At 63.9% G+C, this 21,147-nt stretch carries 16 protein-coding genes; 10 read left to right on the forward strand and 6 right to left on the reverse strand.

The annotated features are described in order from the left end of the window. Nucleotides 1–2,775: a phosphoenolpyruvate carboxylase gene (locus K3179_RS06100; RefSeq protein WP_425594734.1), complete on the reverse strand. Its 2,775-nt coding sequence runs from the start codon at nucleotides 2,773–2,775 to the stop codon at nucleotides 1–3. A gap of 258 nt (nucleotides 2,776–3,033) precedes the next feature. Between K3179_RS06100 and mtnP the strand changes: the two genes are divergently transcribed. From mtnP to K3179_RS06120, 4 genes are all read left to right on the forward strand, one after another. Then, a complete protein-coding gene (gene mtnP / locus K3179_RS06105; protein ID WP_221562933.1) occupies nucleotides 3,034–3,906 on the forward strand; it encodes an S-methyl-5'-thioadenosine phosphorylase in 873 nt (290 codons plus the stop codon). After that, complete coding sequence (gene glpD, locus K3179_RS06110; protein WP_221562935.1) at nucleotides 3,903–5,390, forward strand: glycerol-3-phosphate dehydrogenase; 1,488 nt, start codon at nucleotides 3,903–3,905, stop codon at nucleotides 5,388–5,390. Before mtnP ends, glpD begins: the two co-directional genes overlap by 4 nt. A gap of 87 nt (nucleotides 5,391–5,477) precedes the next feature. After that, nucleotides 5,478–8,615: a bifunctional proline dehydrogenase/L-glutamate gamma-semialdehyde dehydrogenase PutA gene (putA, locus tag K3179_RS06115; RefSeq protein ID WP_221562937.1), complete on the forward strand. Its 3,138-nt coding sequence runs from the start codon at nucleotides 5,478–5,480 to the stop codon at nucleotides 8,613–8,615. 47 nt (nucleotides 8,616–8,662) lie between these two features. Beyond that, nucleotides 8,663–9,190, forward strand: coding sequence for a hypothetical protein (locus K3179_RS06120; protein WP_221562938.1), 528 nt, complete (start codon nucleotides 8,663–8,665; stop codon nucleotides 9,188–9,190). Here the strand turns inward: K3179_RS06120 and K3179_RS06125 are convergent. Together K3179_RS06125 and gyrB are read right to left on the reverse strand one after the other, a co-directional pair. After that, nucleotides 9,187–10,263 carry an AI-2E family transporter gene (locus K3179_RS06125; RefSeq protein WP_221562939.1) on the reverse strand — a complete coding sequence of 359 codons (1,077 nt, stop codon included), beginning with the start codon at nucleotides 10,261–10,263 and terminating at the stop codon, nucleotides 9,187–9,189. The genes K3179_RS06120 and K3179_RS06125 overlap by 4 nt on opposite strands. Nucleotides 10,264–10,282: 19 nt before the next feature. Then, nucleotides 10,283–12,823, reverse strand: a complete 2,541-nt coding sequence (gene gyrB / locus K3179_RS06130) for a DNA topoisomerase (ATP-hydrolyzing) subunit B (RefSeq protein ID WP_221562940.1) — start codon at nucleotides 12,821–12,823, stop codon at nucleotides 10,283–10,285. A 128-nt stretch (nucleotides 12,824–12,951) separates the two neighbouring features. Between gyrB and K3179_RS06135 the strand changes: the two genes are divergently transcribed. Both K3179_RS06135 and K3179_RS06140 read left to right on the forward strand, forming a co-directional pair. Beyond that, nucleotides 12,952–14,337, forward strand: coding sequence for an L-serine ammonia-lyase (locus K3179_RS06135; RefSeq protein ID WP_221562941.1), 1,386 nt, complete (start codon nucleotides 12,952–12,954; stop codon nucleotides 14,335–14,337). Beyond that, entirely contained in the window at nucleotides 14,331–15,035 is a 705-nt protein-coding gene (locus K3179_RS06140; RefSeq protein ID WP_221562942.1) for a ZIP family metal transporter, read from the forward strand. The genes K3179_RS06135 and K3179_RS06140 overlap by 7 nt, the downstream gene beginning before the upstream one ends. Here K3179_RS06140 and K3179_RS06145 read toward each other — a convergent pair. Then, the gene (locus K3179_RS06145; protein WP_221562943.1) at nucleotides 15,032–15,925 is read right to left on the reverse strand and encodes an alpha/beta fold hydrolase; all 894 of its coding nucleotides are present in this window, start codon (nucleotides 15,923–15,925) and stop codon (nucleotides 15,032–15,034) included. The two genes, K3179_RS06140 and K3179_RS06145, sit on opposite strands and share 4 nt — an antisense overlap. A 194-nt stretch (nucleotides 15,926–16,119) precedes the next feature. On the opposite strand from K3179_RS06145, the gene K3179_RS06150 reads away from it, so the two are divergent. Continuing rightward, complete coding sequence (locus K3179_RS06150; protein WP_221562944.1) at nucleotides 16,120–16,491, forward strand: PilZ domain-containing protein; 372 nt, start codon at nucleotides 16,120–16,122, stop codon at nucleotides 16,489–16,491. 9 nt (nucleotides 16,492–16,500) lie between these two features. On the opposite strand, the gene nadB is transcribed toward K3179_RS06150, so the two are convergent. Next, a complete protein-coding gene (gene nadB / locus K3179_RS06155; protein WP_247712806.1) occupies nucleotides 16,501–18,078 on the reverse strand; it encodes an L-aspartate oxidase in 1,578 nt (525 codons plus the stop codon). A gap of 129 nt (nucleotides 18,079–18,207) precedes the next feature. Between nadB and K3179_RS06160 the strand changes: the two genes are divergently transcribed. After that, nucleotides 18,208–18,396, forward strand: coding sequence for a hypothetical protein (locus K3179_RS06160; RefSeq protein ID WP_090476753.1), 189 nt, complete (start codon nucleotides 18,208–18,210; stop codon nucleotides 18,394–18,396). A 4-nt stretch (nucleotides 18,397–18,400) separates the two neighbouring features. On the opposite strand, the gene K3179_RS06165 is transcribed toward K3179_RS06160, so the two are convergent. After that, nucleotides 18,401–19,339: an ABC transporter ATP-binding protein gene (locus K3179_RS06165; protein WP_221562945.1), complete on the reverse strand. Its 939-nt coding sequence runs from the start codon at nucleotides 19,337–19,339 to the stop codon at nucleotides 18,401–18,403. A 55-nt stretch (nucleotides 19,340–19,394) separates the two neighbouring features. Between K3179_RS06165 and K3179_RS06170 the strand changes: the two genes are divergently transcribed. Together K3179_RS06170 and tldD are read left to right on the forward strand one after the other, a co-directional pair. Beyond that, nucleotides 19,395–19,655, forward strand: a complete 261-nt coding sequence (locus K3179_RS06170; protein ID WP_090476750.1) for a zinc-finger domain-containing protein — start codon at nucleotides 19,395–19,397, stop codon at nucleotides 19,653–19,655. Between the two features lie 54 nt (nucleotides 19,656–19,709). Then, nucleotides 19,710–21,134 carry a metalloprotease TldD gene (tldD, locus tag K3179_RS06175; RefSeq protein WP_221562946.1) on the forward strand — a complete coding sequence of 475 codons (1,425 nt, stop codon included), beginning with the start codon at nucleotides 19,710–19,712 and terminating at the stop codon, nucleotides 21,132–21,134. The last annotated feature ends 13 nt before the right edge of the window (nucleotides 21,135–21,147 follow it).

Consider the following 21,147-nt stretch of genomic DNA (forward strand, 5'->3'; position numbering starts at 1 on the left):
TTAACCGTGCGCGCCGAACAGGTTCGCGATCGCGGTCGAGATGCGCAGCGACAGGGTGTGCGCGTCCTCGATAGGGTCGATGTAATTCGCCCTGATCGCGTCGTACCCTTCGCCCATGCCGCGCGGGTATTCCCCGCCTTCGTCCATCGCGAAATCGGTCTTGCGCGGGAAGCTCGTCGGATAGGCGCGGCGCAGCTGAGCCAGCGCTTCGTCGACCCGCAAGGTGAAGACCATTTCAAGCACGTCGGTCCGGCTGATGTCGTTGGCGCGGCTGAAGACCGGGACCGACACGATCTTGAGGAACATGTGCTGCATCAGGGCGAGCCGCACTGCCTGGAGCACGCCGATCATGCGGCGCGTGTGTTCACGCTCGGGATGCGGTTCTTCGTCCGGCACGAGGTCGAACAGGCGATGCAGCTTGAGCGCATCGACCCGCAGGCGCGAGGCAAGCCGCCGGAACACGCCGTTGCGATCGTCCTGGATGAGATATTCGGCCAGCGCCTCGCACGCGCGCGAAAGGTGATCCTCCGTCCCGCGATAGGGGCGGCTCGCCCAATAGGCTGAATTGAACAGCTCGCCATAGGCGGCGACGGTCTTGATGCTGGCCAGCGCATTGGAAGCGCGCACGAGGCGCATGATCTGGCGGCCACGCGGGCTTTCGCGCAGCAATTCCGCGATATCCTCGTAATTGCTTTCGGCGGCGCTGCCGACACCGGCGATGATATTCACCGGATAGCCCAATTGCTGGAGAATCGCGTTGTGCGGGATCGCGCGGATCTGCCGCAAGCTCATCTCGCGGTCGGCATTGATATCGCTCTGGCGGCGCGACACGCGGCTACCAGTCGAATTCAGCAGGCCGAGACCGAAGGCGGTAATCGCCCGGCTGTAGGTTCGGCTTTCCAGATGCTCCTGCTGGTGATCCTTCACCGCACGGTAGAAGTCGAGGCTGAGGTCGGTCCGGCGATAGAAGGGGTCGGTCGGCGCTTCCAGGTCTGCGGTCGCCGGCGCGCGTTCGGCAATTTCGGAAAGTGTCGCCAGCGCCAGTTCGGGCGTCGAGAAGAACAAATAGCCATCACCGCCCTGGAAGCTCGCCTCAGGCTCGAGCCGGATGTTCGCGCGCGCGAAGCGGCGGCGCGCCCAGGGGCTCATCGGCCATTCGAGGCGGTCCTTGAAGCTGGCCGGATGCGCGCCGCGTCCCATGCCTTCGCCATGTGTGTTGAAGACGAGCGCGGCGACATCGGTAAGGCCATTGGCGGCCATGGCTTCCGCAAGGCGTCCCTGCAGGCGCTCGATTGCAAGGCTGGCCGGGATCTGCCCGACGAAACGGCCCGCATCGGAAAAGCCGGTCTGGATCGCGACTCTGCCGCGCAGGCGCGCATATTCGCGAAAGGCGTCTTCGGCGAGCAGGGCGTCAAGGAAGCGCCCGCCATGTTCCAGCGCGCTTTCGGTCTCGAACAGGGGCGATACGTCCACCTTGTTCTCGATCCCGAACAGGCGCGCAAAATAGAGGGCCGAAAGGACGGTCGCGGGCTGTTCGCATTCGGCGACCAGCATGCGGATCGGCGCGTCCGCGTCCACATGCTTGAGGATCTGCGCCATGGCGAGGAATTGACGCACGGCGGTCGAACTTTCGATCGCGAGCGAGGCGAAATTGGCCGAGAGCGGCTTTGCCTTGGCGAGCAGGTCGCGCAGGGCGCCGAGCGCACCCTGGCTGCCGAGGTCCAGTTCCTCTCCATTCTCGATGCGGGTGCGGATGGCGTTGTGAAGCTGCTTCGCATTCACGCGGAAATGGATGTGGCCCATGCCCAGTCCATCCGCGCGCATGGCGGCGGCCAGCGTCTTGAAGGCGATCGCTTCCTCGGTCGCCTCGTCCGCTGCCTCGCTTTCCAGCTGCTCGATAATCGGGGTCAGCGACAAGAGTTTGTCGTCATGGTCGGCGGTCAGGCGATTAGCGGCTTCGGACAGGTCTTTCGGATCGGTCAGGTCGCCCGCGAAGTCTTCGGCGCTGCGCAGCGTGTGGGCCTGTGCCGCGCGCAGCTTGGCAACGAGCGGGTGGTCGGCATCGATCGCGGCGAGCTGGTCGGCATAGCGGCCCAGCCTCTCCGCCTTTTCGGACAGGCGGAAGCGGATCGAGGTGTACCACTTGATGTCCGTGCGCCCGTCCATGTCGTAACCGACCCAGCTGGCGAAGTGGAAGGGCAGCGGCTGCAATTCTCGCCAGCGCTTGGGCCATTTTTTGGCGGCGCAATCGTAGAGCGAGGTGACGATCCGGTCGCGCGCATCCTGGGCATGGGAAAGCGCGGCCATCGCCTCGCCATGTTCGTAATCGAGCGTGATCTGCGCACGCTCACCGTCGGGGTGACCCACCTTCACGCCTTCGCCGGCCGCCTTGGCGACGGCCTGCGTCTGTCCCGGTGGTAGGAGGAAAGTCGGATGGGCGGTAAAGACGACGTGGAGCTGCGGATGGGCCCAATGCGCGGCGAACGCATCGAAATCCTCGGCATCCTTGCAGAATGTGTCGAGCCGCTTCGGCGCAGCGTCGGGTGACACGAGGTCGCGTAAATGGTCGGCTCTCACTTCGAGAGCCTGTCCTTCCAGTTCCTCGATCAGTCCCGCCAGATCTTCGAGCGACAGATCTCCCGCTTCCAGCTTGCGCGACAGATCATGGGCAAGCTGGAACACCGGATTGAAGAGCGGCGTCTCCTGCGTCCTCGCGTGCAATTCGCGCAGTCGTTCGGCCAGCGTGTCGAAGGAAAGGGGGGACAGATCGGTCAAGGCACGCTCCACATGAGTTTCGGCGCGTAAATGCCGGGAAAAGGGGGCGGTGAGTCAAGGGCGGGCTCCCGGCGGCGCCATGAATAGGTTTGCGCATCTGTAACTGCGCACTCGCCGTGGGTGTTCCGCCCTTCTCCCTTTACACCTGCGCTTTCCTTCGTCACCCAATCGCCAGGCGTTAACAGCTCGCGCACACTCACGCGCTAGGTCCGCAAGGGCCGGCTTCGCAGTGAAGGGCACGAAACAGGATATGGATACATGAGCGATTGGACCATCGGCATCATCGGCGGGTCGGGCCTCTATGCGATCGACGAGCTGGAAGACGCACAATGGATCGAGATCAACTCGCCCTGGGGTGAGCCGTCCGACCAGATCCTGTGCGGGACGATCGGCCATGTCCGCGTCCGTTTCCTCCCGCGCCACGGACGCGGCCACCCGATCATTCCCGGACGGATCGATGCCCGCGCCAATATCGATGCGCTGAAACGTGCCGGCTGCACCGACATTCTCGCCATCAGCGCGGTCGGTTCGCTGTCGGAAGAGCTGCATCCGGGCCGCTTCGTGACGGTCGACCAGTTCATCGACAACACCAAGAGCCGCGCCTCGACCTTCTTCGACAACGGCTTCGTGGCGCATGTGCCCTTCGGCGATCCGGTCTGCAGCCGCCTGTCGAAACATATCGGCAAGGCGGTCGAGAAATCGGGCGGCGATGTCACCACCGGCGCGACATATCTCGCGATGGAAGGTCCGCAATTCTCCACCCGCGCGGAAAGCAAGCTCTACCGCCATTGGGGGGCAGAGGTGATCGGCATGACCGGCATGCCCGAAGCCAAGCTCGCGCGCGAAGCCGAGCTGCCCTATGCGCTGCTCGCGATGGTGACCGATTGGGATAGCTGGCGCGATGACGAGGCGACTGTCGACGTGGCCGAAATCGTTGCCCAGATGCAGAAGAATTCCGAGCGGGCGAAGAAAGCGCTTGTCGCGTTCTGCAAGGGCCTGCCGAAGAAGCGCAGCCCCTCGCCGATCGACCGCGCGCTGGACGATGCGGTGATCACGTCGCCCGACCAGCACGACAGGGAATTGATGGCCAAGCTCGACGCGGTTGCAGGACGGCTTTTCCGCGCACGATGAGCGAACGCTTCGACCTTCTCGTAGTCGGCGGCGGTATCAACGGGGCCGGGATTGCGCGCGATGCGGCAGGCCGCGGCCTGTCGGTCGCCCTGGTCGAGAAGGACGACCTGGCCTCGCACACGTCGTCGGCCAGCACCAAGCTCGTCCACGGCGGGCTGCGTTACCTGGAGCATTACGAATTCAGGCTGGTGGCCGAGAGCCTGCGCGAACGCGAAGTGCTGCTCGCCAATGCGCCGCATATCATCTGGCCTCTGCGCTTCCTCCTGCCACACGAGCCGGGGATGCGGCCGAAGTGGATGCTGCGGGCGGGGCTGTTCCTTTACGACCGGCTCGGCGGACGCAAGAGGCTCCCCGGCTCGCACAAGGTCGACCTGCGCAACCCGCCACATCGCGCGATCCTGCAGGATCACCTGACCAGCGGCTTCGAATATTCGGACTGCTGGGTGGAGGATTCCCGCCTCGTCGTCCTCACTGCAATGGATGCGGAAGAGCGCGGGGCGAAGGTGTGGACGCGAACCGAATGCACTGCGCTCGAACGCAGGGCCGACCATTGGCTCGCCACGCTGGGCGGGTCCGATGGCGAGCGCGCGGTGGAGGCCAAGGCGGTGGTCAATGCCGCCGGTCCCTTCGTCGACAAGGTCGCCAGGTCCGCGCTCGGCGAAGGGACGCCCGCTCACTTGCGGCTGGTCAAGGGCAGCCACATCATCGTCCCGCGGGCCTATGCGGGCGACCATGCCTACATCTTCCAGCAGGCCGACGACCGGATCGTCTTCGCCATTCCCTATGAGCGCGACTTCACCCTGATCGGCACGACCGACCTTCTTTACGAAGGCGATCTGGACCATGTCGAAATCGCCGCGGAAGAGCGCGAATATCTGCGTGAAGCGGCTACGCGGTATCTGCGGAGCGGGATCACCGAAGAGGACATCGTGCACACCTATTCGGGCGTGCGCCCGCTCTACGAGGATAACGCGAAGTCCAATTCCACGGTGACGCGCGATTATGTGTTCGAAATCGAAGCGGAAGGCGGCGCGCCGATCCTGTCGGTCTATGGCGGCAAGATCACGACCTATCGCAAGCTTGCCGAGCACGCGCTGGAAAAGCTTTCTGCGCATGCCGGAATCCCGCCGCAGGGCTGGACCGCGCATGCCCCGCTGCCCGGCGGCGACATGGACAATGGCGACTTCGCCCGTTTCCTCTGGAAAGCGAGCGACCGCTTCAGCTGGGTGCCGCCGGAAATGCTCCTGAGGCTGTGCCGCGCCTACGGAACCCGGATCGACCGCGTCCTCTCCGACGCACGGAGCCTCGACGAGCTGGGCACGCACTTCGGGGGCGATCTCTACGAGGCGGAACTGCGATATCTGGTAGACTGCGAATATGCGCGCTCGGCCGAGGACGTCTTGTGGCGCCGGAGCAAGCTCGGGCTGCATCTGTCCGCTGAAACGCAAGAATCCGTAAGGGAATGGTTCTCGTCGCGTTCCTGAGGCGCCCTGCGGTTCACAAAGCTTGAAAGCGCGGGTGCTCGGGTCCAAGTGGCGGGGGTTAAGTCCCTTTGTCACCTTCGGAGTCGCATGGCCCTGCACGATCCAATCCGCCCCCAGTCCATTTCCCGCCAGTCGCTGCGCGAAGCCTACCGCGCAGAAGAGAACGCCTGTGTCGCCGAGCGCCTGACCCAGGCCGCTCCCGCCAGCGCGAAGCATGACGAGGCCGCGGACTTAGCTGCACAGCTGATCGAGGGCGCCCGTCGCCAGAAGGCAAGCGGTATCGACGCGTTCCTGCACCAGTACGGGCTGGCCACCGAAGAAGGCGTGGCGCTTATGTGCCTTGCCGAAGCGCTCTTACGAGTGCCCGATGCGCCGACAGCGGATGCGCTGATCCGCGACAAGATCGGCGATATCGACTGGTCGGAGCATCTCGGCGAAAGCTCGTCGACATTCGTCAACGCAGCGACCTTTTCGTTGATGCTGACAGGCGAAGTGCTGGAACGACCAGAAGAAGCGCAAAAGGGCATGCGCCGCACGCTCAAGGGGGCGGTTACGCGGCTGGGTGAACCGGTCATCCGCAAGGCGACGCTACAGGCGATGAAGATCCTCGGAGGCCAGTTCGTTTACGGCCGCACGATCGACGAATCGCTCAAGCGTGCGGCACCGGAACGCGCCAGGGGCCTGACCCACAGTTTCGACATGCTCGGCGAAGCGGCGATGACCTATGCCGATGCGGAACGCTACCGCGCCAGTTACGAGCGCGCGATCGACCGGCTGGCCCGCGAGGCGACGGGCGACCTTGCAACATCGCCCGGCATTTCGGTCAAGCTGTCGGCGTTGCATCCGAAATATACCTTCCTGCATGCGGACCTCGCCATCAGCGGCCTGCTGCCGATGCTGCGCTCGCTGATCGTCAAGGCACGCGATGCCAATATCCATTTCACCATCGATGCCGAAGAGGCGGACCGGCTGGAATTGTCGATGGACATCATCGAAGCGCTGGTGCGCGACGACGACCTGTTCAAGCGCCCCGACGGCTCGCACTACGAGGGCTTCGGCCTTGCCATCCAGGCCTACCAGAAGCGCGGCGTGCCGATGTGCGAATGGGTTGCGCGCCTCGCCCGCAAGTACGACCGCCGTTTCTTCGTCCGTCTGGTGAAGGGCGCGTATTGGGATACGGAAATCAAGCTCAGCCACGTGGGCGGCTTCACCGATTTCCCGGTCTTCACCCGCAAGCTGGCGACCGACGTCAGCTACCTCGCCTGTGCCGACAAATTGCTGGCGGCGGACGATGTCATCTATCCGGCTTTTGCGACGCACAACGCCTATACTATCGGTGCGGTGAAAGCGCTCGCCGGACCCAAAAGGTTCGAATTTCAGCGGCTGCACGGCATGGGCGAAGACGTCTATGGTGCGCTGGCCCAAGTGGAGGGAAACCGGAAAACGAATGTCCGCATCTATGCACCGACGGGCACGCACAAGGACCTGCTCGCCTATCTGGTGCGCCGCCTGCTCGAGAACGGTGCGAATTCGTCCTTCGTGAACCGCATGGCCGATGCTGAGATACCGGTGTCCGAGCTGGTCACCGATCCGTGCGCGGACCTGCTCGATCTGGAACCCTACCGCAATCCGGCGATCCCGCTTCCGGCGGACATCTTTCCCAACCGCAGGAACTCTGCAGGCATCGACCTGTCCGACCCGCTGGAGCGCGAACCGCTGCTCGACCGGCTGCACGAACTGGAATCGCGGCACTGGCATGCGGAGCCGACCTTTACGTCGGGTGCGGATGCGGAAATCGCTCCGATCAACAAGCCGCACGACCTCACGGCAGAAGTCGGCACGCGGCGCGATACGCTCGATTTCGAGGTCGAAGAAGCGATCACGCGCGCCGAGCGGATCCAGCATGGCTGGAATGCGCTTGGCGGTGAACGCAGGGCCCTGCTGCTGGAAGAGGCAGCGGACCTGTTCGAGGAGCACACCGACGAATTCCTGTCACTGTGCCAGCGCGAGGCCGGCAAGACCCTGCAGGACGCAATCCTCGAATTGCGCGAAGCGGTCGACTTCCTGCGCTATTACGCAGGCGAGGCGCGGCGCCTTTTCGAAGGCTCGATGCCGCTGCCCGGACCGACGGGCGAGGAAAACCGCCTGACGCTGGCCGGTCGCGGCGTCTTTGCCACGATCAGCCCGTGGAACTTCCCGCTGGCCATCTTCATCGGCCCTGCCGCCGCTGCGCTTGCCGCTGGCAATACCGTGGTCGCCAAGCCGGCGGAACAGACCCCGCTAATCGCAGCGCTGGCCGTCAGGCTGTGCCACGAGGCGGGCATTCCCGAAGAGGCCTTCCAGCTGCTGCCGGGTGCGGGCGACGTGGGTGAATTCATCACTTCCGATCCGCGCATCGCGGGCGTTGCCTTTACCGGCTCGACCCAGACTGCACAGGCCATCAACCGCAGCTTGGCCGCGCGCGACGGACCGATCGCCACTTTCATTGCCGAGACCGGCGGCCAGAACGCGATGATCGTCGATTCCACCGCGCTGCCCGAACAGGTCACCCGGGATGTCGTCGCCTCCGCCTTCCAGAGCGCGGGCCAGCGCTGCTCCGCCCTGCGCGTCCTGCATATCCAGGACGAAGTCTACGACGAGATGTTGGGCATGATCCGCGGCGCCTTCGAAGCGCTGACGATCGGCAATCCGGAGAACCTGTCCACCGATGTCGGCCCGGTCATCGATCCCGACGCCAAGGCCGCTCTCGAGCGCCATGTCGCACGTCGGAAGAAAGGCGGTATGCCGGTCTGGCGCCGCCGATTGCATCGCGGGGCCAATGCGGGGTGCTTCGTGGCTCCGACGATCATCGAGATCGATTCGATCCTCGACCTCAAGCGCGAGAACTTCGGCCCGGTGCTCCACGTCGTGCGCTACAAGTCGAGCGACCTCGGCCGTATCGTCGAGGAAATCAACGCGACCGGCTATGGCCTCACGATGGGCCTGCACAGCCGTAACGACGACACCCGCGCCTTCGTCGAAGCGCGCGCGAAGGTCGGCAATTTCTACGTCAATCGCAACCAGATCGGCGCGGTTGTCGAGAGCCAGCCGTTCGGGGGCGAGGGCCTGTCGGGCACTGGTCCCAAGGCCGGCGGCCCGCACTATGTCGCGCGCTTTGCGACTGAACGCGTCGTGTGCATCGATACCACCGCGGCCGGAGGCAATGCCACGCTGCTGGCGAGCTGACACAGGGACGCTTGCGAACCCATGGCGTGCCGCGTTAGAAGCGCGCCATGGTTCGCACCCTCCGGAATTTCATCGTCCTCTTCGCGCTCGCCTGGTCATCGATGGCTGCGGCGGCGGTCGAGATCACTTTCCACTCCTTCAACGGCTCGGTCTTCGCCGGGCGTTACCCGCACACATTCGTGTCTATGGCGGGAACGCTGGAAGACGGGACCGCCGTGAAAGAGAATTTCGGCTTTTCCGCCAAGAGCGCGACGCCTGCCGTATTGCGCGGGCCGGTCGAACACATCGTGATGACGGAAAAAGAGAAATGGCTGAGCAAAACGAATCGCCATTTCACGCTCAAGATGACCGATGCGCAGTACCGCAAGGTGAAGAGGCTGGTTTCCGAATGGCGCGATGCGCCTGGGAAGTTCTATGATCTGGACACGCGCAACTGCATCCATTTCGTAGGCGAGATCGGCCGGATCATGGGGCTCAAGGTAGAGTACCCCGATGACATGCTGCGCCGTCCGAAGAAGTGGCTGAACCACATCACGGTGCTCAATCCCTGGCTGGGTGCAGCTGCCGTCGACTAGGTCGTCAGGCTGGCGGCAGCGGCGCGCTGTTCGCTGAGGATGCCCCATCCTGCGAGGAACAGGCCGACGACCAGCGGGCCGATCACGATGCCTGAAAGTCCTGCGAGCGCGATGCCGCCAAGGGTCGAGACGAGGATCAGCCAATCGGGAATCCCCGTATCTCGCCCGACGAGGATCGGGCGCAGGATATTGTCGATCATGCCGATCAGCGCGACACCCGATATCACCACGACTACGCCTTCCCAGATCGCGCCAGTCGCCAGGAGGTAGATCGCTGCAGGCACCCAAACGATCGCGGGTCCGACGGCAGGCAGGAGCGAGGCAATGGCCATTATGACCCCGAACAGCAGCACCGAGGGCATGCCGACCACCCAGAAGGTAAGCGCGCCGAGTGCGCCCTGCACCAGTCCGACGACGATGGATCCCTTGATCGTGGCGCGCACGATGCCGAGGAAGCGCTCCGCCAACCGCAGCGAGATCGACCGATCGAAAGGCAGCGAACTCAGGATGGAAGCGCTGATCGACCTGCCGTCGCGCAGCAGGAAGAAGCTGACGTAAAGGCCTACCGCGAAGGCCAGGACATAGCCGAAAACGCTGCCGCCGAAGGCGATGGCCTGCTGCGCGATAAGCCCCAGACTGTCCTGCGCGAATTCCTGCGCCCGTTGCTGCAGGGCAGTGAGGTCGCCGAAGCCGGATGCGCTGAGCGATGCCTGGATATTGGCGGGCAGCGCGCCGAACACCTGCTCGAACCAGTCGGCGACATCGATGCGGCCTTGCTGGAAGGCCACTACCAGTCCTGCCGCTTCGTCGACCACTTCGCTGCCGATCCAGAAGGTAGGCAGGATCACCGCGACGAAGATGACGAGCAGGGTCAGCGAAGCGGCGAGGCTGTCGCGGCCCGGCAAGCGCGCGAGAAACCAGCGCAGCAAGGGCTGGAACATTATTGCCGCCAGCGCAGCCCAGAGCATGGGCTGGAGGAAGGGGAGGACCACGACAAGCAGGGCCAGCGTGATCAGTGCAAGAAACAGCAGGAAGCCGCCTTGCTCTATCGCTTTCCCGCGCTCCGCCTCCATCCCGCCTGGCCCCTTGTCGTTACACGTCGAGGTTGGCGACGTTGAGCGCGTTCGCCTGGATGAATTCGCGGCGCGGCTCGACCACGTCGCCCATCAACCGGGTGAAGATTTCGTCGGTCACGTCCGCATCCTCGACCTTGACCTGCAACAGCGCGCGGTTGTCCGGGTCCAGCGTGGTTTCCCAGAGCTGCTCGGCGTTCATTTCGCCAAGGCCCTTGTAGCGCTGGATCTTCTGGCCCTTTCGTCCTGCGGCCATGACGGCGTCGAGCAATTGCGTGGGCAGGGTGATCGCGCTGTCGTCGATGAAGGCCGGCGCATCGGCGTCGGTCTCGTCGGCGCTTTCCGGATCGACCGGCTCGGCCTCGCCGCTGTCGCCCTTCACGAGGCGGACAGGTGCGCCGTAGACTTCGGCGTGCTCTCCGGCGACGCGGTGGAGCTTGCGGGCCTCGGCGCTATCCATGAAGGCAGGCTCGATTTCGTGCACGTCGGTGACGCCGCGCCACACACGGAAGAAACGGACCATGCCGTCTTCACCGGTTTCGGCCGACCACTTCGCTTCGGGATCGCCCATCTGGAGGTGTGCGGCGGCGCGGTCGAGACCGGCCCCGCGATCGCCGTCGGGGTCGAGCGCGCCGGACAGCGCCATCGCCTCGATCAGGTCGAGCTTGTACTTGCGCGGTACGAAGGCGAGCAGATTGCGCATGCGCAGGCCGTGCTCGACCAGCTGGCCCATGCCGTTTGCCGGAATGGAACCTTCTTTGGTGTCGAGATGGTGCCCGGCCAGGCCCTGGTCGATCAGGTAGCGGTCGTAGGCGGCCTGGTCCTTCAGATAGACCTCGCTCTTGCCACGCGCGACCTTGTAGAGCGGCGGCTGGGCGATGAAGAGGTGCCCCGCCTTCACGATCTCCGGCATCTGGCGATGGAAGAAAGTGAGCAGCAGCGTGCGGATATGCGCACCATCGACGTCGGCGTCGGTCATGATCACGATCTTGTGATAGCGCAGCTTTTCGAGGTTGAATTCATCGCGCAGGCCCGTGCCCATCGCCTGGATCAGCGTGCCGACTTCCTTGGACGAAATGATCCGGTCGAAGCGAGCGCGCTCGACATTGAGGATCTTGCCCTTCAGCGGCAGGATCGCCTGCGTCTTGCGGTCGCGGCCCTGCTTGGCCGATCCGCCTGCGGAATCACCCTCGACCAGGAAGAGTTCGCAGTTTTCGGGGTTGCGATCCTGGCAATCCGCCAGCTTGCCGGGCAGCGAGGCCACGCTCATCGCGCCCTTGCGGCTCATTTCGCGGGCGCGGCGAGCGGCTTCGCGCGCAGCGGCCGCATCGATCACCTTCTGGACGATGGCCTTCGCGTCATTGGGATTTTCCTCCAGCCACTCGGTCATCTTTTCGCCCATCAGGCTTTCGAGCGGTTGGCGCACTTCGGAGGAAACCAGCTTGTCCTTGGTCTGCGAACCGAACTTGGGATCAGGCAGTTTGACCGAAACGATCGCGGTCAGGCCTTCGCGCATGTCCTCGCCGGACAGGCTGACCTTTTCCTTCTTCATCAGCCCCGATGCCTGCGCGTAGTTGTTGAGCGTACGCGTCAGCGCGGCGCGGAAGGCGGCGAGGTGGGTGCCGCCGTCACGCTGCGGGATGTTGTTGGTGAAGCACAGGACGTTTTCGTAATAGCTGTCATTCCACTCCAGCGCGACGTCGATGCCGATGCCGTCCTTTTCCGCGCTGACGGAAATCGGTTCTGCAACCAGCGCCTGCTTGTTGCGATCGAGCCATTTGACGAAGGCCGCGATGCCGCCTTCGTAGAACAGGTCGTGTTCCTGGACTTCCTCGCTCCGCTTGTCGCGCAGCAGGATGCGAACGCCCGAGTTGAGGAAGGCAAGTTCGCGATAGCGATGTTCCAGCTTGTCGAAATCGAATTCGATGACGTTCTTAAAGGTCTCCTCCGACGCCTTGAAGGTGACGCGGGTGCCCTTCTTGAGGCCATCGTCGTCGCCATTGCTGGCAACCGGCGGGGCATCGCCCACGACGCGCAGCGATTCCACGGCTTCGCCATGTTCGAAGCGCATCCAGTGTTCCTTGCCGTCGCGCCAGATGGCCAGTTCCAGCCATTCGGACAGCGCGTTGACCACCGAAACGCCAACGCCGTGGAGGCCGCCCGACACCTTGTAGGCATTGTCGTCCGAGGTATTCTCGAACTTACCGCCGGCGTGTAGCTGGGTCATGATGACTTCCGCTGCGGAAACGCCCTCTTCTTTATGCATGCCGACGGGAATGCCGCGACCGTTGTCTTCCACGCTGACGGACCCGTCGGCGTTGAGTTCGATCAGCACCAGGTCGCAATGCCCGGCCAGAGCTTCGTCGATGGCGTTGTCCGAAACCTCGAAAACCATGTGGTGGAGGCCCGATCCGTCATCGGTATCGCCGATATACATGCCGGGGCGTTTGCGCACCGCGTCGAGGCCCTTGAGGACCTTGATCGAATCTGCGCCATATTCGTTGGAATTGCGGGCTTTTTCGCCCTTTGCGCCCGAGGCGTCCTGAGTGTTCTCGTCCATGCCCATTATATAGGCTCTGGAGGGGCAAAAACCAAAGGATTCGAGCCTAATTTACCCACAGGCACGGCCAGCGAAGGTTTCAAGTGAAACCGGTTGATTCTGCACTGGTTTGAGCGCATCCATGCGCCATGCTTTCGGTACTCGACATCTTCCGGATCGGGATCGGTCCCTCCTCTTCGCACACGGTGGGTCCGATGCGGATCGGTGCGCTGTTCGCGCGTGCGCTCGCGAAATCGGGCAAGCTCGACGAGGTGGCGAATGTCAGCGTCGAACTGCAAGGATCGCTGGCGCTCACAGGGGTCGGCCACGGCACCGTCGATGCCAGCATTCTGGGCCTTGCAGGCTTCCGGCCCGATCGCACCTGTCCGGACGAGGCGCAGGCAGTGCTCAAAACCGTGCGCGAGGACAAGCGCCTCTGCTTTGCCGGAAAGCGCGAGATCGCGTTCGACCCCGACAGGGACATCGACCTTGCCGGTCACATCATACCGGACCTTCATCCCAATGGCATGAAGCTGGCTGCGCGCGGCGCCGACGGCTCGGTCCTGCTGGAGCGGACCTATTATTCGACCGGTGGCGGCTTCGTTGCCAGCGAAGCGCAATTGAAGCGCAAGCCGAAGAACGACCGGATCAGCACCGGCACGCTGGCGCCGTTCGACTTCGGATCGGCGAAGGAACTGCTCGACAGTTGCGAGGCGACCGGCATGAGCATTGCCGAGCTGGTGCTGGCTAACGAAGACGCCTTCCGCCCGCGGGAGAAGACGCTCGCCGGGATCGACCGCATCGCGCAGGCGATGGACCAGTGCATCGACCGCGGCCTGTCGCAGCGCGGGATATTGCCGGGCGGCCTCAAGGTGGAACGGCGTGCGCCCGACCTGTGGGATAAGCTGTCGGCAAATCCGCAATCGAACGAGCGGGAGCAATTGTTCGACTGGCTCAATTGCTATGCCATGGCGGTGAACGAGGAAAATGCTGCGGGTGGCCGCGTCGTCACAGCGCCGACCAATGGCGCGGCCGGCATTATTCCTGCAGTAATCCGCTTCTATTGCCAGACCGCAGACGAGATGCCCTGTACCGAGAGCCGCCGCACATTCCTGCTCACGGCAGGCGCAATCGGCCTCCTCTACAAGCAGCGGGCCAGCATTTCCGGTGCTGAAATGGGCTGCCAGGGCGAAGTTGGCGTTGCCTGTTCGATGGCAGCGGGGGGCTTGGCCGCTCTATGGGGCGCGACCCCGCCTCAAGTTGCGAGCGCTGCCGAAATCGGGATGGAGCACAACCTCGGCCTCACCTGCGATCCCGTTGGCGGATTGGTGCAGGTGCCCTGTATCGAACGCAATGCGATCGGCGCGGTAAAGGCGGTCAACGCTGCCCGCCTAGCCCTTCACCGGACCGGTGCGGAGGGCTGCGTCAGCCTCGACCAGGTGATCGAGACGATGCGCCAGACGGGCCTCGACATGTCGAGCAAGTACAAGGAAACCAGCCAGGGCGGGCTGGCTGTCAACGTTATCGAATGCTGACCTTGCTGGCCGTCGTTTTCGTCGTTTCCGGCGCCCTGATCGCCGGGGCGGCCTGGGGGATTTACGGCCACTTGCCCAAGAAGCTCGAGGGTTTTCTCGTCGCCCTGGCAGGCGGGGCCCTGCTGCTGAGCGTGACCACCGAGCTTATCGAACCTTCGATAGAAAAGAGCAGCCTGCTGCACGCAATGCTTGGGGTCGCGGCAGGAGCGCTGGTTTTCACCGTCACCGACTACCTCATCGACGAGCGATGGAGCTCAGAATCGGGTGGCGGCCTGCTGGCTGCCATCACGCTTGACGGGATCCCCGAGAACCTTGCGCTCGGCGTCGCCTTGATCGGTGCGGGCAGCATGGAAGTGGCGGCGCTGGCTGGATCCATCCTGCTGTCGAACCTTCCCGAAGCCGCTGGCGGCGCGAAGAGCATGGCCGAGGCCGGACGCTCCAAGGGCAGGGTCATGCTGCTCTGGATCGCGACCGCAGCGCTGCTCTCGGCTGCCGCGATTATCGGGAACATGCTGCTGGACGAGGCGGGCGAGGGAACGCTCGCCATCATCCGCTGTTTTGCCGCCGGTGCGGTGGTTGCCAGCCTGGCGACCGAGGTCTTCCCGAAGGCCTACCGCGAGGACGCCCATCTCGCTGGCGTTGCGACGGCGATCGGGGTTATCCTCGCCTTCGTCCTGGGCAGCCTGGGCGGCGGTTAGGCTGCAACGCTGCCGCGGGCGTGGGACGCGATCTCGCCCGCGAGTTCATCGACCAGTTCCAGCGGCAGATCGTGACCCCAGCCGGGTATCGTTTTCAATTTGGCGTTGGGAATGCACTCGGCTGTGTGCTTGCCGCCCTCGCACGGGACCAGAGGATCGTCCTCGCCATGGAGGACCAGCGTCGGCACGGTGATGTCGCCCAGCATGGAACTGCGGTCGCCGTCAGCGACGATAGCTGACAGGTGCCTGGTCGGTCCTTCCGGATAGAAGCTGCGCCGCACGCTCGTTAGCGTCCGCTCGCGCAGCCGCTCTTCGGGCGAGGGATAGCCGGGCGAACCGATGGTCCTCGCCAGCATAATACCATGCGAGACCAGCTCTTCTTCCGCATCGCTCTTCGGGCGGGTCACCAGCGCCTGCAGCGCTTCCTTCTTCGCCGGCGGCAGCTTGGGATTGCCGGTCGTCGAGAAAACCTGCGTGAAGGAGAGGCAACGGTCGGGATACTTCGCCGCGACGTGCTGCGCGATCATGCCGCCCATGCTCGCGCCCACGATGTGCGCGCGCTCGATCTGGAGAGCATCGAGCAGGCCAATCCCGTCGGCAGCCATGTCTGCAAGCGTATAGGGCACGCGCGGGGTCAGGCCGATCTTGCTCATCAGCGTCATCTTGACGAGACCGGGTGCCTTCACCCCGTCGAACTTCTGGCTGAGGCCAATATCGCGGTTGTCGTAGCGGATGACGCGGAAGCCATGACCCACGAGCTCATCGACCAGCTCGTCGGGCCAGAGCGTCAACTGCGCACCGAAGCCCATGATGAGAAGCATTGCCGGATCTTCGGGTTTGCCGTGCTCTTCGTAATGGATTTCGATCCCGTTGGCGGTGGTCTTTGGCATCAGGCGCTCTCCCGGCGGTTGTGCTTGGTTGCGAACATCTGCCTTACTTTCGATGCAGTTGTCCAATGCAACCTATCCTGCAGCCGCAGCGGTCAGGACAGCAAGTGCGCACCGGGTCGGGGCGTGGTCGTATTCATACAAGCCTTTTCTTTACGTTTTGCTAGGTTCGCGCTTGTGAAACGGGGGTCAATCTAATGGAGCGGCGTGCCGCGGAACGCTATGATGCGTCGTCCACGATCCCCTTGTGTGCGCCCGGTTTCGATGGCCAGGGGCGCATTTCGGACCTCTCGCTGAACGGCTGCCGGCTCCGGGATATCGAGCCGGAAGCCCTCGAAAGCGGGCAGGACATCACGCTTGTCCTGATGGACGGGATGGAGGCCAGCGGCAACGTCTGCTGGGTGAAAGGCCGCAGTGCAGGAGTGAAGTTCGACGCGCCCATCGCGATGGCGACGCTCGCCTATTTCCGTTTCGCGGAAGGTATTACGATCGCCGAGGACACCAATGTCGACGGTTTCGGCAGGGTGTTGCCGCCGCTCGATCCCCGCACGATTTCGCCGCCCGAATAACCGCGATCATCAAGGGACGAGGACGGTGTCCCGCGCGATCGGATCGGTCTCCGGATAATCGAGGGTGAAGTGCAGGCCGCGGCTCTCCTGCCGCTTGAGCGCGCTCGTCACGATCAGGTTCGCGCATTCGAGCAGATTGCGCAGCTCGATGAGGTCCGTGGTCACGCGGAAGTGGCCGTAATAATCCTCCACCTCGTCGCGCAGCAGGCGGATGCGATGGGCTGCGCGTTCGAGACGTTTCGTAGTGCGCACGATCCCAACATAGTTCCACATGAACCGGCGGATTTCGGTCCAGTTCTGCTTGATCACGACCTCTTCGTCGGAGTCCGTCACACGGCTTTCGTCCCACGGCAGGATTTCGGGCGGATCGTCCAGCTCGTCCCAACATGACAGGATGTCCTTCGCCGCGGCCTCACCGAAAACGAAGCATTCGAGCAGGCTGTTCGACGCGAGGCGGTTGGCCCCGTGAAGGCCGCTTTCGGTGCATTCACCTGCCGCCCATAGACCCGGCAAGTCGGTGCGCGCATCGAGATCGACCTTCACGCCGCCGCAGGTGTAATGCTGTGCCGGGACGACGGGGATGGGCCCCTTGGTCATGTCGATGCCGAGCCCCAGCAGCTTTTCATGGATGGTGGGGAAATGCTCCTTCACGAATTCCGCCGGCTGGTGGCTGATGTCGAGATTGACGTAATCGAGGCCGTAGCGCTTGATCTGGTCGTCGTTTGCGCGCGCCACGATATCGCGCGGGGCCAGCTCCATCCGTTCCGCGTCGTATTTCTCCATGTAGCGCTCGCCCGTGACCGGGTTGAACAGGCGACCGCCTTCGCCGCGAACGGCCTCTGTAATCAGGAAGTTCTTCACCTCCAGATTGTAAAGGCAGGTCGGGTGGAACTGCATCATCTCCATGTTGGAGACCCGCGCGCCCGCTCGCCATGCCATGGCGATCCCGTCGCCCGTCGCACCGCGTGGAGCGGTCGAGAACAGGTAGACGCGGCCTGCGCCGCCGGCCGCCAGAACGGTCGCCCGAGCAAGGTGAGTGACGACCTTGCCGCTTTCCTCGTCCAGCGCATAGGCGCCCCAGACGCGGCCCGATCCGGAATAGTCCTTCTGATTGCGGCCTGTCACGAGATCCACGCAGCTCTGGTTGGGGAGCAGGGTGATATTTGGGTTTTCTTCCGCCGCCTTGAGCAGGGCGGCCTGCACTGCCCAGCCGGTCGCGTCGTTCACATGGACGATACGGCGATGCGAATGGCCGCCCTCGCGCGTGAGGTGCAAATCGCCTTCTTCGCGATTGAAGGGCACGCCCAGTTCGCACAGGCGGTCGATCGCCTTGGGCGCCCGCTCGATCACGAATTCCACGGTCTCGCGGTCATTCAGGCCGCCACCTGCGACCATGGTATCGCGGATGTGGTTGTCGAAGGTATCGCCTGCATCCAGCACGGCCGCGATGCCGCCTTGCGCCCATGCGGTCGATCCGCTGGTCAGCTTGCCCTTCGCAAGGACGAGCACCTTCTTGTGCTCTGCCAGTTCGAGTGCGGCGGTCAGTCCGGCAGCACCGGATCCGATGACGAGAACGTCGTGTGTCATGCCCCGCGTCATGCCCATGCAATCGCCATGCGGCAAGCAGAGAACGACTCGGCGAAAACCGGGTTAACCATGGCGAACAGCGCGTTATGTCGCGAATCGACAGGGGCAGGACTTTGGAGGGTCGCGATAATGAAAATGGGATTGCTCGCCTGCGCATTCGGGCGACACACAGTCGATTACGCAAATATGCGCAAGGCAGGCGGAATGCATGTCGGCAGGTGCCGCTGCTGCAGCACGCCGATGGAAGAGGTCGAACCGCACGTATGGGAAAAGCTGCGGGTGAAGGACGCGGGGCTGGGGCCGCGCAACTTCGTCTGAGCGCTCAGCCCGCGCCGGTCAGCTGGACGAAAACATCCTCCAGGTCGGCCTCGCGCGTGGTGACATCTTCGATCGTGTAACCGTGTGACTGGACGAGCGCGAGCACCTGGCCCGCGCTCGCCTTGTCGCGGTCGAAAGTGATGTCGAGACGGCGCGGCTCGACCACCTCGGATTTCAGGAAAGCGGGCTCCACGATCGGTCCGCCCAGATCCTTGTCGACCGTGACCGATACGATCTTTTCGCGCGCCATGCCGATCAGTTCCTTAGTCGGCTTGTTGGCGATCAGTTCACCGTGGTTGATGATGGCGATCTGGTCGCAGAGCTCTTCCGCTTCTTCGAGATAGTGCGTGGTGAGCACCACCGTGACCCCTTCGGCATTCATCTCGCCCACCAGTTCCCACAATTGCCGCCGCAGTTCGACGTCCACCCCGGCGGTGGGTTCGTCCAGCACGAGGATCGGCGGCGAATGCACCATCGCCTTGGCGATCAGCAGGCGGCGTTTCATCCCGCCCGAAAGCGAGCGGGCATAGGCGTTGCGCTTGTCGGCAAGGTGGACGGCGGCCAGCAGTTTCTCGCTGCGCCGGTCGCTCTTGCCGATCCCGTAGAACCCGCCCTGGTTTTCCAGCACTTCGAAGGGAGTGAAGAAGGGGTCGAATACGATCTCCTGCGGCACGATACCGATCGAACGCTTCGCATTGCGCGGACTTTCGTCGATATCGAAACCCCAGATTTCCGCACTGCCAGACGTCTTGCGGACGAGGCCGGCAAGGATATTGATGATGGTCGACTTGCCCGCGCCATTGGGCCCCAGCAGGCCGAAGACGCCGCCTTGCGGGACATCGAAACTCACGCCTTTCAGGGCCAGCTTACCCTCTTCGCCCGGCCCGCTCGGAGCATAGCGTTTGACGAGGTTGTCGATGCGGATTGCAGGCGGAGTTGTCATGCCAGTGCCTCTAGGCGCTTGAGGCGCGCATAAAAACCCATTATCGGCACCCGCCATGAGCCTGCCTCCTCCCGAAGTGTCCAAGGTCACCACCCGCCGGGTGTGGTGCGACGGTGCAACCGACATCCGCAGCGGCGAGAATTACAAGCCGATCGCGCTGGGCCATCCCAAGGTCTATCTCGAGATCGACGAGCATGGCTATGTCGATTGCGGCTATTGCGACCGGCGCTTCGTGCTCGAAGGCGGGCCTGCCGACGGTGTCGACCAGTCGACCCTGATGGATATTTCGGAAGGGGGCGATCCGGGCCACCGCTAGGCCGCCGGGCCAACACCCCTCGCCAAGCGTTCCTTGCGTGCCTACATTGGCGGCATGACCATTGCCTCCGACCCGCACGCCCTCATTTACGGAAACAAGCTCACGCCTGAAGAAGCGCAATCTCTGACGCGGCGCCTGCTGTCGTCCTGCGACGATGGCGAGCTGTATATGCAATTCATCGCGTCCGAGGCCTTCGGCTTCGATGACGGCAGGCTCAAGACCGCCGATTACAGCCGCGATTCGGGCTTCGGCCTGCGGGGCGTCTCCGGCGAGACCACCGGCTTCGCCCACGCCAACGATATCAGCGCGGCCGCTATCGCGCGGGCTGGCGAGACGCTGCAATTGCTCGACCCGACGAAGAGCCCGCTGGCGGCGGCACCGGAAAGGACCAACCGGCACCTCTACACCGATCTCTGCCCACTGGACCTCGTGCCGTTCGAGGAGAAGGTCGCACTGCTCGAGAAGATCGATGCAGTGGCAAGGGCCAGGGATCCGCGCGTGGCGCAGGTCTCCGCCAGCCTTCTCGCCAATTGGAGCGTGGTCGAGATCGTGCGGCCCGATGGCTACACCGCGCGAGACATTCGCCCGCTGGTGCGGCTCAATATCCAGGTGGTGGCCGAACAGAACGGTCGACGCGAAACCGGCTTTTTCGGGCTTGGCGGTCGCTATCTTTACGATCGCCTGTTCGACGAAGGCGCCTGGATGCGCGCGATCGACGAAGCGGTGCGGCAGGCGTTGGTCAATCTCGAGAGCGTGGCGGCTCCGGCGGGCGAACAGACCGTCCTGCTCGGCGCCGGCTGGCCGGGCGTCCTGTTGCACGAGGCGGTGGGGCATGGCCTCGAAGGCGATTTCAACCGCAAGGGCGCCAGCGCCTTTTCCGGCCGCATAGGCGAACGCGTCGCAGCGCCCGGCGTGACGGTGATCGACGATGGCAGCATGGCGGAGCGCCGCGGATCGCTCAGCATCGATGACGAAGGTACGCCCACGCGCGAGACCGTGCTGATCGAGGACGGCATCCTCAAGGGCTACATGCATGACCGTCTCAACGCGCGCCTCATGGGCGTGGAAGCGACCGGCAACGGCCGCCGAGAAAGCTACCAGCACGCACCCATGCCGCGCATGACCAACACCTTCATGCAAAGCGGGACCGACGATCCGGATGAACTGCTCAGCCGCCTCGATGACGGCATTTACGCCACCAGCTTCGGCGGCGGGCAGGTCGATATCACGAGCGGTAAGTTCGTCTTCGCCTGCACCGAGGCCTACAAGGTCGAGAAGGGCAGGATCGTCGCCCCGATCAAGGGCGCCACCCTGATCGGCGATGGTCCCAGCGTTCTCACGCGGGTCAAGGGCATCGGCAACGACATGGCCCTCGACGAAGGCATCGGCATCTGCGGCAAGGGCGGGCAAAGCGTGCCTGCCGGCGTCGGCCAGCCGACCCTGCTGATCGACGGGATCACGGTCGGCGGCACCGGCTGACCGCAACTCATGC

Source organism: Qipengyuania intermedia (genome assembly GCF_019711615.1).
Lineage (GTDB): Bacteria > Pseudomonadota > Alphaproteobacteria > Sphingomonadales > Sphingomonadaceae > Qipengyuania > Qipengyuania intermedia.